Origin of the sequence: Paenibacillus sp. VTT E-133280, assembly GCF_002264385.1 — a bacterium.
Classification (GTDB): Bacteria; Bacillota; Bacilli; order Paenibacillales; family Paenibacillaceae; genus Paenibacillus_AQ; species Paenibacillus_AQ nitricinens.
In genome coordinates this window covers 1-15486 of record NZ_NFUX01000068.1, presented here as the reverse complement: position 1 = coordinate 15486, position 15486 = coordinate 1, and the positions used below count along the sequence as shown (strand labels likewise).

Here is a 15486-nt window from a genome sequence, read left to right as displayed (position 1 = left end):
TGTTGTCAACGCCAAAATAATGTTATTCCTTTATTCTCCGCGCATACCTTCGAGCAATGAAATGGTATTCACCAGATGGTTATCAAATATTTGTTTAGCTACGACCAGAAGATCTTTAATCAGAGGATCACGTAACGAATAGATCACAGTGGTACCTTCTTTTACACTGGCTACTACATTCTTAGCGCGTAAAACAGCTAACTGCTGGGATACTGCAGAACCTTCCGATCCTAGAATGGCTTGTAGCTCATTCACATTCTTCTCACCTTCGCTGAGCAGTTCCAGTATACGAATTCGCATCGGATGAGCCAGCGCCTTGAAGAATTCGGTCTTAAATTGCTGAATTTCGGTGTTCATAGACTTCTACTCCTCATAGCTTACTTCTGAATCTAATGTTATCTTAGTCCCTGATAAGCGTCAAATACTCAAGGGGTAGATGCTCACATTACGAACTTGCACTTCTACAAACACACCAAGCGCCATAGGCTCACCGAGACACTCGAACATTAGTAAACTTTCACCTGTTCGCAAAAATCCTGTCCCGTCTTCTTCAATATTCTCCAGCACACCGGTAAAAACAACCTTATCTCCCTCTAACCTAATATTGAACTCACTAGCAGGTACAGGTAGAATATCTACCCATCTCATCAGCAGCTCCGAAAGCTCGAATTCCACATCTGTTTCCGTATCTGGCTCCACAGGAGCACCGCACCAGATCCCCTTACCCTCGCCAAACTCCGTGCGAAAGAATACCTCGTCCTTTTTCAAGCCAATCTTTGTAATTTTAATTTTCATAGCTATTATTCCACCTTGATCATTTATAACGATCATTATACATGACAATGAACGGATATTATCAAGTGTAATTCTGGGTAACCTTGTTCAGATAAGTACTAGGATGCAGCCAAGGATGCTTAAAGAACTCATTTTTCTTCGTGATTCTCCTTGAGACACCCAGATCATAATCGATCATAGACTTTATCCGCTCTGCGAAGGCCTCACCTTTCACCAGCATTCCCAGCTCAAAATCGTGGCAGGCGCTTCTCTCATTGATGTTGTAGGAGCCATGAAATACCGCCCGTGATCTATGGTCATAGGCTATTTTCCAATGTGAAAACCGGCCTGTGAAGCTGTAATCATAAAAGGAAACCCCATTGATAAACGGCTTATACATATTGCCTCGTACCGCCGCAGAATTGGTAGGATGATCATTAACCTTCAGCGGATTGCAGATGCTCAGATGACAGGAACAGTCTGGCCCCAGCTCCCCCAGCCGATCCCAGAACTCTTGATCAATCAAATAAGGATTTACAATCACAGTCTCCTCCGTCGCATAGGTAATTAAATTCAAGTAATATTGCTGAATGAAGTTAACTGGATTGCCCGGAAAGCTTGCAAACAGCGTACATTCTTCCTCTCCAAAATGATAATCTATATTCGGCTGGTAGAAGGCATCCTCCACGTCAAAATGATCACCTCCCAGAAGCAACCAACGGGAATGAAACTTAGCATTTAAAGACTGCGCCGCCGCGCCACGAATCCGGAAGCAGCCATCATGCCACTCCTCTTTTTTACTAGGAATCCCCTGCAGTTGTCCTTCTATACTGACCGCAGATGATGCCTGAACAGGCGTCATGTATGTGTACTGATCCCCAATGTTCAGACTGCCAATAATAGAGGTTACCCCATCAATGACCATAAACTTCCGATGATCAATGACATTCAGTCCAGTGATCTCTACGTCCTCTTGTACTTTATCCTGTAAGAACAGGATGCTTTCCGGTACACCTTGCTGCTCCAGCACCTTCCGCTTCACACGCCATTCTACGGCTGTATAATACGAATTGAAGGTATCCAGCAGTTTAGCTCCTGCATTCTCAAGCCTTTCAGAAATCTTGGAGAATTGGCCAAACGCCAGATTATTCTCATACCCTAATGCTGTCAGCGTGTAATTGACCATGATCCGTACCTTCACCCCCCGTTTAAGAGCGTGAAATAATTCATCTGCAACCAGATTGCCTGAACGGTCATTAAAGAAGAGCATCACGGACAGGTGAATATAATGCTGCGCCTTCTTTATTTCTTCTATGATCATCCCAAGGCACGCAGGTCCATTCACGTAAGGATCTACTTGGTTATTCCATGTGGTTTCTGGGGCTAGAACTGTTAGTTTGTCTGAATCTAGTCTGCCTAATGCTTCAGTAAGATGCCCCAGCAATCTTGGGTTAAAGCCAGGAACCTGGAATAGCTGTTGACCCTCGGTAATAACTCCGCCAATGGACTGACGATATGCTTTGGCCGCCTCTAAGTCGATCTCCTTTAGCGTACATTCCGCCTCTTCTCCAGCTTCGCCCAAAATCCGGACAAGTGAACCGCCTGATAAGTAATAGTTCAAGATGTCGATCATATTTTTCTGTATTTCCATATGTAAGATCCCCTATCTTTATTGTGAGTACACATGTATCAAGGTAAGGTTAGATACCCTTGAACTCCTCTTTATAAACGGGGAATATAAAAAACAGGAATGCCCGTAGCCATTATGGCTATGGAACATCCCTGTTTAAGATCAACCAGGATTTACTAAGAATCGAGATAACTTATTTCACTTGCTCTGCGCTAAACACTTTTACGTCTAGTGGTGCAGCCAAGAATTCACCAGCTTTAGCTGAGAACGCGGTAAAATGAGGGCTCGTGTTGTGGCTGGATACGGCCTCAGCGTCGCGCCAAGTCTCCACCATAATAAATGAGTTTGCTTCTCCAGCATTCTCATACAGCTCGTAAGAGAGATTTCCTTCTTCAGTATGAGTAGCCGTGAGAAGTGTTTTAGACTCCGCCAAAAACTGCTCGCGACGTTCCGGATTTACTTTAAGCACAGCATGAATAATGATCATTGTATTTTCCTCCTAAGGTGTAATTTATTATTTCCACTCAGCAATCTTATCAATAGGCAAACGGACAGATGGATAACCTGCATCAACAGCCTTACCGATGGAAAGCAGCATTACAGGAACATAGCGGTCTTTCTCCATGCCAAACGCTTCTGCGATTTGATCTTTTTCATAACCGCCAATTGGGTTTGTATCGTAACCATGTGCACGGGCAACCAGCATCAACTGCATCGCAACAAGAGCACCATCGATGAGCACAGTGTCTTTGTTAACTTCATGTGGCAGGGTAGCAAAGTGAGCAGCTAATCTAGTCAATTGGTTTTCTTTTACTTCAGCAGGCATTAGTCCACGTTCAACAGCTGTGCCATAAATCTCCTCTGCATAGTCGAAATTGTTCAAATCACCGAAGATGGCAATCATAGCGGCAGAGGTTTCAACTTGTACACCATTAAAGCGAGCAAGAGGCGCTAGTGTAGCTTTAGCTTCATCACTTTCGATGACAAGAAAACGCCAAGGCTGCATGTTCACTGAGGAAGGTGCAAGCGTAGCTTCGGTAAGAATCTGTGTCATCTCTTCTTTGCTGATCTTAACGGATGGATCATATTTGCGGATAGAGCGGCGACCCGTAATAATTTCTTTAAAATCATTGGTTTGTGTTTGTGTAGCGTTCATATGTGTATTTCTCCTTTGAATGTGTAATTTGGGTAGTTACAGTTACAACAGATTGATATTAGATTGCAGGCGATTAAGCATATCTATGAGCACTTTTCGCTCCTGATCGTTAAATCCAGTTAGCAGAGTAGCGACAAATCGCCTCTTCTCTTCGCTATATTGAATCATTCTTTCCCGCCCTTGATCCGTCAGTGAGACCAATGTAACCCTGTTATCTGCGGGGTTGTTGCGGCGAGTGATCGTACCACTCTCTTCCATTCCTTTCAAGTGCCGGGTAACGGCGGCCGCATCTATATCCATGCCCTTTTGCAGCGTAATTTGGCTGACTTCATCTACTTGGAATAATTCATGCAGGAGGCGAAGCCGTGTGGGACTAATCCCAGCACATCGTTCGAATTTCGGACAGATTCCCTTGTTTAATGCCTGCAGCAGTTCAAATATGCGGTCTTCCTCAGGATAGTGCTCCGTCAAAATATACCTCCTTCTTTAATTTGATTGCATACAATTGTTTTGTATAAAATTATACTAACTGATAATCATTGACCCGTCAACTAATATATCAAATCATTTTTTACAAATCAACATTGCTTATCCTCTTATGGTGCTATAGTCTTGAACAAAAAGGAGGCATCCTATGAGAATCTCCCTGATTCAGCTGGATATAGCATTTGGCAATCCCGATGTGAATTATGCTGCTGCAGCAAATAAAATTAGTGAAGCTGCCGCCACAGCCCCCGACTGTCTTATTCTCCCTGAGCTTTGGACCACTGGCTATGATCTGGCCCGACTAGAAGATATTGGCGATCCAGAAGGAGAAATCACCAAGGAATTCATCTCCGGCTTATCCAGACAATACAACGTCAATATCGTCGCTGGTTCAGTCGCTAGCAGGAACGCCTCCGGTGTAACTAATCGTATGTTTGTATTTAATCGATCTGGAGAACTCGTTGGCGAATACAGTAAGCTGCATTTATTTCAGCTAATGGATGAACATCTATATTTGCAGCCGGGAGAAGACAAGGGTCTCTTCACATTGGAGGGCACATTATGTGCCGGATTGATCTGTTATGATATCCGATTTCCAGAATGGGTTCGCGCTCATACCGCACAAGGTGCAGAAATCTTGTTTGTTAGTGCAGAATGGCCATTATCCAGGCTATCACATTGGCGTGCACTACTGATCAGCCGAGCAATCGAGAACCAATGTTATGTAGTAGCCTGCAACCGTGCAGGAAGCGACCCTTACAACACCTTTGCTGGGCATTCTATGATAATTGATCCTTGGGGAGATATTTTATGTGAAGCTGCTGAAGGGGAAAAAATCCTAACGGGGGATATCGATTTACATATGGTGCGTGAAATTCGAGCACAAATCCCTATTTTTGCAGACAGACGTCCCGACTTATATGATTAAAAAGGACGTAACAGATGCTGGCCTCTCGCCAGCTTTCTGTTACGTCCTTTTTAACGATGCTCAATATCCATTTATCTTTGGGCATAACGTTCATGCAGGACTCGCGCAGCATCCAGAACACGCCGATCTTCATAGTCCAAGAAATATCCCGTCTCCTGCTGTAGCCTGTCAGAGGATTTAAGCACCACTCCACGGTGGGCTAATGCTTGTCTAATGCCTTCGGCAAATACTTCAGTAGCATTCGGTCCACCTAGTTCACCAAGCCCAGCGATCGTCTCTGGACGAACCCGTGGATAAGATAATGCTGAGTCTCCTCCTGAGGCTTGCTCATAAAATTTATGAATGAGCTCACCACGTTCCTGTCCCGAACCCGAAACCACTACAAATGCATGCACGAAATAGGCATTATTTTGTCTGCGCTGAGCAATGCCGCAAAATTTTCGCCCACCGATCGCCAAATCGAAGTCCCCCGGGCAGTAAGAACCAACAATTTCACCAGCCTGAATTTGAGCAGCAGCCTGTGGATGACTCATAGCAACTGCCTCAGTGATCAGAGAAGCCAGAAGCCTAAAGTCATCATGAAAGTCCAGCTTTCCGCGTCCTTTGGGGAGCACTAGCGAAACATTAACAATTCCATCATCCAGAGGCACCGCAGCACCACCGGAATGTCTTACCGCTGTACGAATTCCTTGCTGCTCTAACTTAGCCATCGCTTGAGCCGCGTTCGGAAGCTTGCTGTCCCGTAGGCCGAGCACCACACCCCCGGAATGACTCCATAGGTGCAGACTAGGAGGAACAAGTCCCGATCCGACATCCCTGCAAAGGGTCTCTTCAAAGGCGAACGGGATCAGCATCTCCCCGATGCCCCCTGCTTCCTCATCTATACTGTCATTCTTTAAGATTAGATGCTGGAAAAGTCCCATTTCTGCAGGAAGTCCGATGACTTCTTTACTTCTATCAACAGATCCATTGATCATTCCATCGTACTCCCGAGTATCCACCAATTCCCCTCTTTCCCGTATTATCTGTGATATTGTAATCGATCTGCCTCGCTAGTGCGAAATCAGAATTGAAATGAGGTTATGATAACGCTATCCTTATAGTATACGAACATGCCCCAGCTCGAATAGGGGGTAGCCTTAGGTTCATGCTATACACAACGTTAAGGAGTGATGCCGCATGACAGTGGAAGTGATGAAGGAACGACAGTTAACCAAGACAAGACAATGGGAACAGGCACTTAACCTGCTGTATATTGATTTCTGGGATTACTGCCATGATGCACTTAGCAAATTCGATGACGAGGATATTCATCAAGCAAGAGTGAACTGCCGCAAGCTGTTAACACTGCTATCCATTCTCGACCCTGGCCATACTCTAGGGCTATACCCCTTATTTGAAAAAGCCCAAAAGCGATTAGGCAAGGTCAGAGATGCAGACGTTCTGATCGAATCGTTCAAGACTAAACGCAAACACGCCAAGGAAAACGGCGATACAAAGACCGCAGAATTGTTGAAGGCAGTGATCGACCACCAAAAGGACAAGCGCAAAACTTATCGTAAGAAGCTGGCCGATGAGCTGCCTAAGCTAATCAATGAAGATCTGGATGAGAAGTGGAAAGTCTTCCTAAGTGAACAGCTTGAGGCCCTGGTAGCGAAAAAAGATGCCAATGTTGTCATGCGCGAACTTGAGGTAGCTTACGAGCAGAAGAAAAAAGCTTGCAAGGTTATATTTCGTGGACAAGATGCCGAATCTGAAGCAGCCTTCGACGCACTGCATGAGCTGAGGATGGCTGCTAAGGAACTGCGATATACGGCTAGTGCAGCCTCTTTTGCGTTAAATCAAAAATTTCATGCCCATGAGGAAATATATAAGCAGATCCAAGACCAGCTCGGGCTAATTAACGATAAACGCCTCTGGTTAGAAACACTAAACACTATTGGACGTGAAGAACTCGATATCGGCAAAAAAACATGGAATACCTTTACTGAACAATTAAAAACCGAAGTACTTGATGCGCTGCATCAAAATGATGTAATACCTGTCACCCATCACATGAAATAGCTCTGAATTGTCTGCAACCTTTCTATTCAGCTGTTGTATCTGACGCACCGTATTCTTCAATATTCAGGTTTACTTCATAGGTAATCGGAATTTTGCTGAAGGTTTCGTCCCAGTTAGCCTTGACGCTCCGCCATACGGCTGGATGCTGATTATGTAGGCTGGTGCCGAAACCGGCAGCTTCGGTATGCAGTTCCTTCTGCATTTTTGTTACAGTAGCTTGCACCATTTCCAGGACACGCTTCTGCAGCAAGGCTTTATCCTTCTTTACAATTCCGTCATGTAATTTCTTTGGCTTTTCGGCAAAGACCTCAGCATATCTACCTGTAGATTTTATTTTCACATTAAAAGAAATCTGACCATTGTTCACATTCGCTTTGATTTTGCTATGCATGGATTTCACCTCATAGGTTAAGAGATTATTGTTATCCGGATCATACGTTTTAAGCACTCCTCCCAGCCCCTTTCCGGTCAGCCAGGCCATCCCCTCCAGCTCCGACTCATCCAAAAAGCCAACAAGTTTTCCCGTTCCGCCGTTGAATACACCCGCTCCTGATAGCTTTGTCTCCTGATCAATAGGGATAACATTTTGCAATAAGAAACTTTTCTTTGCTTGCAAAGGCCCAACTACTTTTGCCAGAGATACCGGCTCCCAAATCCCCATATTCCGGTCTCTGTTATTGAATATGCCTTCAAGTACAAAAGCAGGCGTCTGACCCGGCAGTGCATTTTCCAATACATCTTTGGCCATTCCTTTGCTGACAAATAACATAACACTCGGACGGATATCATTATCCCGAGTAAAGAAATCTATGATTTTAGTAAGGTTATTGGAACGAGCAAGCTTTTCACTGATTATAATGACCTTCAGATGATGGCCAATCGGAGTGCGTCTAGTACGCAGCGAAAGCTGCCTCATCGCTTCAAAGATAGAATCGCTGGTTTCACTCATATTATAGTAATTCTTAAAGGAGGATGAACTAGCAGAAGACTTCATGATCGCCCCTCCTGATCCTTGTGGAATCGTAAATTGATAGGTACTTATTATTTTTTCAGGCTTCTTATGATTTCCACCCTCCGGCTTAGCTGCCTCCTCGCCTCCTGGTTCCTCAGCACTGTCCAGTGCAACACCAATCTGCATGTTTAATTCCTCGATCGGTGTGCTGCTCCAGCAGCCTGATAACAGCGAACATGCGATAGAGAGTACAACCCACAACCTCCATTTTTTCATGAAGCAGCCCTCCGGAAGTATGTGATAATTAACAATGGCAACGGAAGCAATCCGAATAGAATAAGCATACAATCACCGATACCTGTTCCTAAAGCAAACAGAGCATTCACATTTGGTGGAATTCTAGAAATTACATAGACAACCGGAAGTATCGCCAACAAACAACCTTTAAAGTTTTTATGAATGACTTGAGACAACCCTAAAGACGCTGCATAAATGGCAATACAAAAGGTACAGAAGATCTGCATAATCCAGATCACCAACAACAACGACTCAAATCTTTCAAAAATGAGATAGTTCACCTCAAAACTTCTTACAAGATCGAGAAACGGCCAGGTTCTTGTGATCACTCCATCTATAGAAAAAGCCCCTATGGTCGCTACAACAGCTAGGGTATAAAATATCGTCGAGATACAGGTTCCAGCAATGATTACCTTTACTGCTTTTTGAGGTTTGTCCATAAAAGCAACAATGAACAGCATTGCTTCTCCAGCTGTAAAGGTTAGGATGGTTGGTCTGATCCCTTTCCACACAGGCTCCAATCCATCTCCAAGTATTGGTAGAAGGTTGTTGAGGTCAAAAACTTCAAAACTAAGCAGACAAACCCCAATAAATACTGTCCAGGTGATTGGAACAATGAGTCTGCACATACTAGTGATCGCATTAATTCCTCCTCTGCATAAATAGAAGGCAATCCACATAAAAGCAGCCACAATCGCCCAAGGAGGTGTACCTTCCAGTAGAAAAAAAGAGGTTACCTCCTGCACCGAACGTATCTCAAAGCCGGCGATACTGATAAAATAACCCACGACTCCTATAGTAAGAACTATTCCGAGTGGTTTGCCGATAATCTTCCCAATATATTGAAAAAAAGTTTGACCTGGAAACCGTTGGCTAAGCTTCACAATAATCAATCCTGACAAAAAAGAGATTACTCCCCCTAACAAAATACTTATCCATACATCTGGACTGCCACTGGCCTCTACAATGGTCCGAGGAAGCGTAAGTACCCCTGCCGCAATCGTATAATTGGCTAGAATGATCGTCGCTTGAATAGCAGTTATTCGGTCCTTTACCTCGGCGCTCATGTACTCTTCCTCCTTTACCTAAACTTCTTACCCTTTACGCAAAGGGTCCTTTGGTTTCAACAATGTAGGCCGCCCGGTTAAAAATTGCAAAGGCATACGGAATATAAAATCTTTCCAATTGACTGTCTTATTCGGGACTGCCAGACCAAGATAGGGAACACCAAAACTCTTCAGCTTAATTAAATGACTACTAAGCAAAAGAAAAAAAAGTACAACTCCGTATAATCCAAAGATCGCTGCAAAAAACATGGCTGCAAACCGGAGCATTCGAAGCGTCATCCCTGCACTATACATTGGCATAGAGAAGGACGAAACAGCCGTAACTGAAACTACAATGACTAAGATAGGACTCACAATTCCAGCTTCTACTGCGGCTTGTCCGATGATCAGACCGCCAACAATCCCCATTGCCGGACCGATAGGTTTAGGCAAACGAAGTCCAGCCTCCCGTAAGATTTCAATCGAAATTTCCATAATCAATGCTTCGATCAATACAGTGAAGGGAACGCCTTGCCTGGAGGCAATAATGGAAATGGCCAGCTTTGTTGGAATCAATCCAGGTTGGAACGAGAGAAAAGAGATATATAGTGCCGGCGCAAACAATGATATCGTTGCCGCAAAAAAACGTAACAGACGTAGCAGCGACCCTACCATCCAGCGATCGTTATAATCCTCTGGCGATTGCAGTAACATTCCGAAGGTAACCGGCATAATCAAGGCGAAGGGCGTACCATCAATTAAGATAGCTACTCTTCCTTCCAGGAGTGCTGCCATTACGCGGTCTGGTCTTTCTGTATTCTGAATCTGCTGGAAAGGACTGAAGCTATTGTCTTCGATTAATTGCTCCACATAACCAGATTCTTGAACATCGTCTATATCTATCGTTTTAATTCTTCGTTTGACCTCTTCTACAAGCTCATCATTCGCAATATCTTTGATATACGTTAGGATCAATTCCTTCTGCATTCTCTTGCCTACAGTAAAAGAAATCATCGCTAGCTCCGTACTCTGCCCGTGTCTACGCAGCATTGCCGTGTTGTCGCTTAATGTCTCATTAAATCCGCTTCGCGATCCCCGCAAGACTGCTTCAGATTCTGGCTCTTGAATCCCTCTAGTAGCCCCCTTTGGACTACTAAGCACAAAAACCTCTGATATCCCCTCTACGAGCAGTATGGCAGATCCAAATAACACTTTTTGAAGGGAGAGGTATACATTATCCGTGAGCTCAACTTCCGAAATGAGCAATATTTCATGGATGAGAATATCTTGTAGATCTTTCGCTTCCGGTATGGTATTCATATCTTTAAAAGGCTGATACGCATTCATTAACGGCTTTAATATATTCTGATCCATTTTGTCTTTGTCCGTTAGCCCGTCTACGTACAACAACGCTGCCCTTGTCTGTATGCTTCCGATTCGCAATTCCCTTATATTCACATCATGCATATCCGCACTGATCTCTTTGAATGTCTGCAAATCCTCGTTTAAATGACCACTGTAAGTTAATCTTTCACCCTTATCCTTAGTTACTTTATCTGTGCTTTGCTGCTCCTTAGACCCTTCTGAGATGCTTTTCCCTCTGGATGTTTCTCCATATGGAACTCCCCCACCTTTGCTGCCTATGGCTTTTTTAGCCCTGGTCGTTATTCGATCTTCTTTAGCTTTAGCCCAACTTATTGATCGAAGTATGATAAACGGGACGCAGAAGATCATAATCCCTTGGAAAACCACTTCCCAACTTGGAATTAATTCTATTACCTCATTCCACACCGCTAACACCTCCTTCGTAGCTGTGACCGTATTTTTTACCGAAGATGGATAATTCATGCATACAAAAAAGACCCCACAGTATGGGGTCTCCCTAAGTTAAACTTCATATGATCTTTAGAGCGTCATGAGATCATCTTCAGATCCCATAATTAACAAATTTCAGAGATGGTAAGGTGCTAGCCTTCGGCGTTCGGCTGACGTGATTAAAGTTTATTGCGGCAACATGCGAGTGGTGATCGCGATGCGATTCCATGCATTGATTGTAACAATTGCCATGATGATCTCGCCAAGTCGCTTAGTATCGAAATGGCGCTCCGCTTCCGAATAGACATCGTCCGGTACATGTCCTTGCGTCACGAGCGTAACCGATTCGGTCAGGGCAAGCACTGCGCGCTCCTCGTCGCTGTAGAACGGCGCTTCACGCCATGCGTTCAGCATGTAGATGCGCTGTTCCGACACGCCTGCCTTGCGGGCATCCTTCGTGTGCATATCTATACAGAAGGCGCAGCCGTTAATTTGTGACGCTCTGATTTTGATTAACTCCAATAACGACTTCTCCATGCCTGTCGATTGTACGAACGCTTCAAGACCCATCATTGCTTTGTATGCGGCTGGGATTTCACCGGCCAGATCCATTCTTTGTTCCATGGGGATAGCTCCTCTCCGGCTATAGACCGGTTATCTTTTGATTGTTTCACTAATAAGACAATGCAGAAGCTCCGTTTGTGACAGGTTACCCCATTCGTTGTAATTTATCGGGATTGAGTACGATATAAATATGCTCGATCCGCTCCCCGGCCGTATCAAGCTGGAAGCTTATCGCCTTAAGCGGCCGGCCATCCCGATAGATGACGATGCCCAGCTGGCCGTTAAGTAGCACCATCCTTTGCGAATCTCCGAGGAAGCCCTTCGTAATGACACCTTCAATGAAAGCTTGAACACGATCTCTGCCCGTGATGGTGAAGATCGCTGCGCGAACTTTACCACCGCCGTCCGACGTAAGCAGCGCGTCCTCGGCCAGCAGACTAACAAGCGCATCGACGTTGCCGCCTCGCGCAGCTGCAAGGAATGCTGTCGCTAGAGGTGTTGCCTGAGCCGTATTATCTGGTAGAACGGGCGATTGTTGATGCAGCTTATCATTAGCGCGGCTAAATATTTTTCGACAGTTGGCTTCTGATTTTCCTAATACATCGGCAATTTCGCTATATTCGAAAGCGAAGGATTGGCGCAAGATGAAGACGGCTCTCTCGACAGCCGATAAATGTTCCAGCATGACGAGCAGGGCGTAGGATACATTTTCATCGTGATCGAAGAGATCAGCAGGATTATCGCCGCTTCCATTCGTAAAGCTGACGAGCGGCTCCGGCAGCCATGTGCCGACATATTGCTCTCTCCTTATACGGGCGGATTGCATATAGTTGATGCAACGATTTGTAATCATACGGATTAAGTAAGCTTTCGGATGGGTGATATCTATTGTTTGTAGCTTGCTGTACTCGATGAATACGTCTTGAACGAGGTCCTCTGCATCTGCTATAGAGCCGGTCATACGGTAAGCGATTGCTTGCAGCAGAGAGTGATAGTTGGTATATGCGACCTGAAAATCCATACGGGCTACTCCTTCCAATGCTGTGCCTTTCATACCGTCACGGCTCACCGCGGCGTCTACATCGTTCAGCGGATAATCAACAATATAGACGCTCTCCTAGGGCTTTACTTCTAGCCTATCGAGCGTACGCAGGAAAATATCCGGATGTGGCTTATTAACGCCTTCTCAGCTTGAGATCAATATAGCATCAAAATACAACTAAATTCCAATGCCCTATGCTTGAATAACCTTGTTCAATATCCCTTGGTAGGCTGCTATCGGACGTAAGCCAACCAACTTTTCCATTGGTTGCCCATCTTTATATACAATGACTGTAGGCATCCCCATAACACCAGCTTCCCCAGCCAGATCCGGCAGTTCGTCACAATTCACCTTTACGATAGAAACATCGTCTCCATATTCTTGATGAAGGTCCTCCAAAAGGGGCAGCAGTACCTTGCAAGGGGGACACCATGGCGCACCGTAATCTACCAACACCGTTCCACCACCGCGTATTTCTGCTCGCACCCAATCAGCGCTATTTGCATTTGTAATAGCCATTTGTCTTTCCTCCTCATAGTTTTCAACTCTAGCAGTACCTACTCCAAACTCTCCAGTGTACATGCCTCTAAACTACACTCGTTCTGCTCTCGCAAGATAGATGCCATTCTTTCTTTCAAATTGTGCTTAATCTGATTCAGTTCTACAAGCTGACGTTCAATCTCTTCAAGTTTACTGTGGTATAGTGGCATCACTTCTGCGCAGAAGGCTTCTTTGTTCTTCAAGACACAATGTAGAAAGCCCGCAATCTGTTCTGTGGACAGACCCAGGTTCAAATATAATTTAATCGTTTCTACCGTCTCCACAGCGAGTGGAGAGTACTCCCGATATCCATTGGCCTGACGGATCGACGAGATTAATCCTTGACTCTCATAATAACGAATTGACCGGACGCTTACGCCCGTTAATTTAGCAAGCTCACCTATTTTCATATCATTCTCCCCGGGGTTCATGAGAATTGTTCTACCCCAGTATAAACCCTGACACCAATGTCAGAGTCAACAAAAAAAATCCAACCGTAGTTATCCCACAGTTGGATTCATTATGATGTTACAACATCCTACAATAATCCTGCCGCCCAAAGCCCGCCTCTACGAATCATTTCGCGGAATGGCTCTACCGAAAATGAAGGTAAATGGTGCCCCGGCATTAAATAAACTACCCGCCCCAGGCCAAATTCATGACACCAAGCCGCTTGTCGCATCGCTCCCTCATGAGGATATTCAGCGAGCACCGTCGTTTCAAAATGAGGATGCATCTCAAAATAATATGGCTCATCTTCAATCACAAATTCTTCAATTCCCTGCATAATGGGATGCTCACGTGCGGGAATGGACATCTGCAGAGAAGTAAACTCTGGATGATGGGTGAAATGTGCGCCCAGCATAACACCAAGCTCCTGATTCCGTTGTAAGGAAATTCCGTTATGTACCACTAGCAGTCCGCCCCCGCCAGCCACATAGGATAGCAAAGCAGCGCTTTGTTCCACCGGGATTTTGTCATCCGAAAATTCGGTGTAGGAGATTACCAGCTTGTGGTCAGACAACGTTTTATTATTAAGAAGCCCGTAATCCTCTGAAGAGAACACCTGAAGATCATTGGCCAGTATTTGCTCAATCTCCCGGTCCACGCCTGCAAAGGGGTGATATTTAACCTCCGCGTAGCTTCCAAGTGCAAGTGCTTTTAGTGTAGACATATGATCAGCGCCTTTCTTCTTATCTTATTTGAGATATCGTACTACCACGGCCAAGAGCTTCCATCCATATCCAGATAGGCCGGTTCCTCGCCCATATATTTTGAATGATTCAATACAAGACCGATAATCTGCTCTGCCGACTTTTCCGGTGTCGTGTCCGCTTGCTCATCCTTCTTACCCTGCATAAAGGTCTGCAGCCAGCCGGGATGGAACACCATCACTTGACCGCCAAGTGTTCTCAGATGATTATGCATCAAGGAGGACTGCATATTTAGTGCTGCCTTCGACATACAATAGCCATACATAATGATACGTTTATTCCGGGCAATACTACCCGCTTCCGAGGAAATATTGACGATTAACTTATCCTCACTTTGTAGCAGCAGTCCCATAAGTGCATTGCTGACTCTTAACGCGCCAAGCGTATTTACATTATATATTTCTGCCATGCCTTCATCATCCAGCTCTACCAGCACAGTAGCATTATCAGCCGAACGGATAATCCCTGCATTATTAATAATAATATCGACATATCCGGTTTTACTTGCTATTACTCTTGCAGCCTGTTTCACACTGTCTTTAATACTGATATCTAGGGGGATAAGCTCCAGTTGATCAGGATATTGCTTTTTAAGCGCTTTCAAATCTTCTGATTCTTTCAAAAACTGTCCTGCAAATACGGAGAACTGTTTGGCCAGCAACGAGCGTACAAGCGACAGTCCGAGCCCCCGGTCTGCTCCAGTTACACATGCAACTCTCTTCATTCTTCTGAACACTCCTATCTCCTAGCGATATGGTTAGGCATGTTGCTTCTGTCCACCTTAGCATGCTGAACTCTTTTTTTCAACGCAATTGGTTTCAGGTATAGCGCCTCTTGTGCAAGCCTTTAAGAATCCTTTTTGTTTTAATTTTGATATATGTTACAATCATGATTACAGGTTGTTAACAACACAATTGTTAGCAAGCAATAACGCCTTCAGCGTCCTTTAGGACGGTAAGCGTTTATGCGAGAAATATA

18 protein-coding genes are annotated in these 15486 nt (G+C 44.8%); 2 read left to right on the top strand and 16 right to left on the bottom strand.

The annotated features are described in order from the left end of the window. Window positions 1-30: 30 nt before the first annotated feature. The 6 genes from CA600_RS24375 to CA600_RS24350 form a co-directional block, all read right to left on the bottom strand. A complete protein-coding gene (locus CA600_RS24375) occupies window positions 31-357 on the bottom strand; it encodes an ArsR/SmtB family transcription factor (protein WP_042123860.1) in 327 nt (108 codons plus the stop codon). Between the two features lie 60 nt (window positions 358-417). After that, window positions 418-795, bottom strand: coding sequence for a hypothetical protein (locus CA600_RS24370; protein ID WP_094873568.1), 378 nt, complete (start codon window positions 793-795; stop codon window positions 418-420). Window positions 796-856: 61 nt separating this feature from the next. After that, complete coding sequence (locus tag CA600_RS24365) at window positions 857-2425, bottom strand: phospholipase D-like domain-containing protein (protein WP_094873566.1); 1569 nt, start codon at window positions 2423-2425, stop codon at window positions 857-859. Window positions 2426-2597: 172 nt separating this feature from the next. Continuing rightward, a complete protein-coding gene (locus CA600_RS24360) occupies window positions 2598-2891 on the bottom strand; it encodes a putative quinol monooxygenase (RefSeq protein ID WP_094873564.1) in 294 nt (97 codons plus the stop codon). Window positions 2892-2918: 27 nt separating this feature from the next. Beyond that, window positions 2919-3560, bottom strand: coding sequence for a nitroreductase family protein (locus CA600_RS24355; protein ID WP_094873562.1), 642 nt, complete (start codon window positions 3558-3560; stop codon window positions 2919-2921). A gap of 42 nt (window positions 3561-3602) precedes the next feature. Then, window positions 3603-4031 (bottom strand): MarR family winged helix-turn-helix transcriptional regulator, encoded by a 429-nt coding sequence (locus tag CA600_RS24350; RefSeq protein WP_094873560.1) that lies wholly within the window; start codon window positions 4029-4031, stop codon window positions 3603-3605. 163 nt (window positions 4032-4194) lie between these two features. Between CA600_RS24350 and CA600_RS24345 the strand changes: the two genes are divergently transcribed. Then, complete coding sequence (locus tag CA600_RS24345; protein ID WP_094873558.1) at window positions 4195-4974, top strand: carbon-nitrogen family hydrolase; 780 nt, start codon at window positions 4195-4197, stop codon at window positions 4972-4974. Between the two features lie 71 nt (window positions 4975-5045). Here CA600_RS24345 and CA600_RS24340 read toward each other — a convergent pair whose 3' ends face one another. Continuing rightward, window positions 5046-5975 (bottom strand): lipoate--protein ligase family protein, encoded by a 930-nt coding sequence (locus tag CA600_RS24340; RefSeq protein ID WP_094873556.1) that lies wholly within the window; start codon window positions 5973-5975, stop codon window positions 5046-5048. Between the two features lie 178 nt (window positions 5976-6153). Here CA600_RS24340 and CA600_RS24335 point away from each other — a divergent pair, with 178 nt between their 5' ends. Then, window positions 6154-7038, top strand: coding sequence for a CHAD domain-containing protein (locus CA600_RS24335; protein WP_094873554.1), 885 nt, complete (start codon window positions 6154-6156; stop codon window positions 7036-7038). 22 nt (window positions 7039-7060) lie between these two features. On the opposite strand, the gene CA600_RS24330 is transcribed toward CA600_RS24335, so the two are convergent. The 9 genes from CA600_RS24330 to CA600_RS24290 all read right to left on the bottom strand — a co-directional run bounded on the left by CA600_RS24330 (window position 7061) and on the right by CA600_RS24290 (window position 15232). Then, the gene (locus tag CA600_RS24330) at window positions 7061-8266 is read right to left on the bottom strand and encodes a Ger(x)C family spore germination protein (protein ID WP_094873552.1); all 1206 of its coding nucleotides are present in this window, start codon (window positions 8264-8266) and stop codon (window positions 7061-7063) included. Further along, window positions 8263-9354, bottom strand: coding sequence for a GerAB/ArcD/ProY family transporter (locus tag CA600_RS24325; protein ID WP_094873550.1), 1092 nt, complete (start codon window positions 9352-9354; stop codon window positions 8263-8265). The genes CA600_RS24330 and CA600_RS24325 overlap by 4 nt, the downstream gene beginning before the upstream one ends. A gap of 27 nt (window positions 9355-9381) precedes the next feature. Beyond that, the gene (locus CA600_RS24320) at window positions 9382-11124 is read right to left on the bottom strand and encodes a spore germination protein (protein WP_256989997.1); all 1743 of its coding nucleotides are present in this window, start codon (window positions 11122-11124) and stop codon (window positions 9382-9384) included. A gap of 210 nt (window positions 11125-11334) precedes the next feature. Continuing rightward, window positions 11335-11772, bottom strand: a complete 438-nt coding sequence (locus CA600_RS24315; RefSeq protein ID WP_094873548.1) for a carboxymuconolactone decarboxylase family protein — start codon at window positions 11770-11772, stop codon at window positions 11335-11337. Window positions 11773-11857: 85 nt separating this feature from the next. Next, window positions 11858-12781 (bottom strand): RNA polymerase sigma-70 factor, encoded by a 924-nt coding sequence (locus CA600_RS24310; protein ID WP_256989996.1) that lies wholly within the window; start codon window positions 12779-12781, stop codon window positions 11858-11860. A gap of 165 nt (window positions 12782-12946) precedes the next feature. Continuing rightward, the gene (locus CA600_RS24305) at window positions 12947-13273 is read right to left on the bottom strand and encodes a thioredoxin family protein (protein WP_094873544.1); all 327 of its coding nucleotides are present in this window, start codon (window positions 13271-13273) and stop codon (window positions 12947-12949) included. A 38-nt stretch (window positions 13274-13311) separates the two neighbouring features. Then, window positions 13312-13704, bottom strand: a complete 393-nt coding sequence (locus CA600_RS24300; protein WP_094873542.1) for a MerR family transcriptional regulator — start codon at window positions 13702-13704, stop codon at window positions 13312-13314. A gap of 128 nt (window positions 13705-13832) precedes the next feature. Continuing rightward, window positions 13833-14468: a ThuA domain-containing protein gene (locus CA600_RS24295; protein ID WP_094873540.1), complete on the bottom strand. Its 636-nt coding sequence runs from the start codon at window positions 14466-14468 to the stop codon at window positions 13833-13835. Window positions 14469-14509: 41 nt separating this feature from the next. Next, complete coding sequence (locus CA600_RS24290; RefSeq protein ID WP_094873538.1) at window positions 14510-15232, bottom strand: SDR family NAD(P)-dependent oxidoreductase; 723 nt, start codon at window positions 15230-15232, stop codon at window positions 14510-14512. Window positions 15233-15486 lie beyond the last annotated feature (254 nt).

Bases quoted from the DNA above. Each gene is read 5' to 3' on its own strand.
- CA600_RS24295 (WP_094873540.1), bottom strand. From the start codon at position 14,468: ATGTCTACACTAAAAGCACTTGCACTTGGAAGCTACGCGGAGGTTAAA.
- CA600_RS24300 (WP_094873542.1), bottom strand. From the start codon at position 13,704: ATGAAAATAGGTGAGCTTGCTAAATTAACGGGCGTAAGCGTCCGGTCA.
- CA600_RS24345 (WP_094873558.1), top strand. From the start codon at position 4,195: ATGAGAATCTCCCTGATTCAGCTGGATATAGCATTTGGCAATCCCGAT.
- CA600_RS24290 (WP_094873538.1), bottom strand. From the start codon at position 15,232: ATGAAGAGAGTTGCATGTGTAACTGGAGCAGACCGGGGGCTCGGACTG.
- CA600_RS24330 (WP_094873552.1), bottom strand. From the start codon at position 8,266: ATGAAAAAATGGAGGTTGTGGGTTGTACTCTCTATCGCATGTTCGCTG.
- CA600_RS24355 (WP_094873562.1), bottom strand. From the start codon at position 3,560: ATGAACGCTACACAAACACAAACCAATGATTTTAAAGAAATTATTACG.
- CA600_RS24315 (WP_094873548.1), bottom strand. From the start codon at position 11,772: ATGGAACAAAGAATGGATCTGGCCGGTGAAATCCCAGCCGCATACAAA.
- CA600_RS24375 (WP_042123860.1), bottom strand. From the start codon at position 357: ATGAACACCGAAATTCAGCAATTTAAGACCGAATTCTTCAAGGCGCTG.
- CA600_RS24325 (WP_094873550.1), bottom strand. From the start codon at position 9,354: ATGAGCGCCGAGGTAAAGGACCGAATAACTGCTATTCAAGCGACGATC.
- CA600_RS24360 (WP_094873564.1), bottom strand. From the start codon at position 2,891: ATGATCATTATTCATGCTGTGCTTAAAGTAAATCCGGAACGTCGCGAG.
- CA600_RS24365 (WP_094873566.1), bottom strand. From the start codon at position 2,425: ATGGAAATACAGAAAAATATGATCGACATCTTGAACTATTACTTATCA.
- CA600_RS24305 (WP_094873544.1), bottom strand. From the start codon at position 13,273: ATGGCTATTACAAATGCAAATAGCGCTGATTGGGTGCGAGCAGAAATA.
- CA600_RS24335 (WP_094873554.1), top strand. From the start codon at position 6,154: ATGACAGTGGAAGTGATGAAGGAACGACAGTTAACCAAGACAAGACAA.
- CA600_RS24370 (WP_094873568.1), bottom strand. From the start codon at position 795: ATGAAAATTAAAATTACAAAGATTGGCTTGAAAAAGGACGAGGTATTC.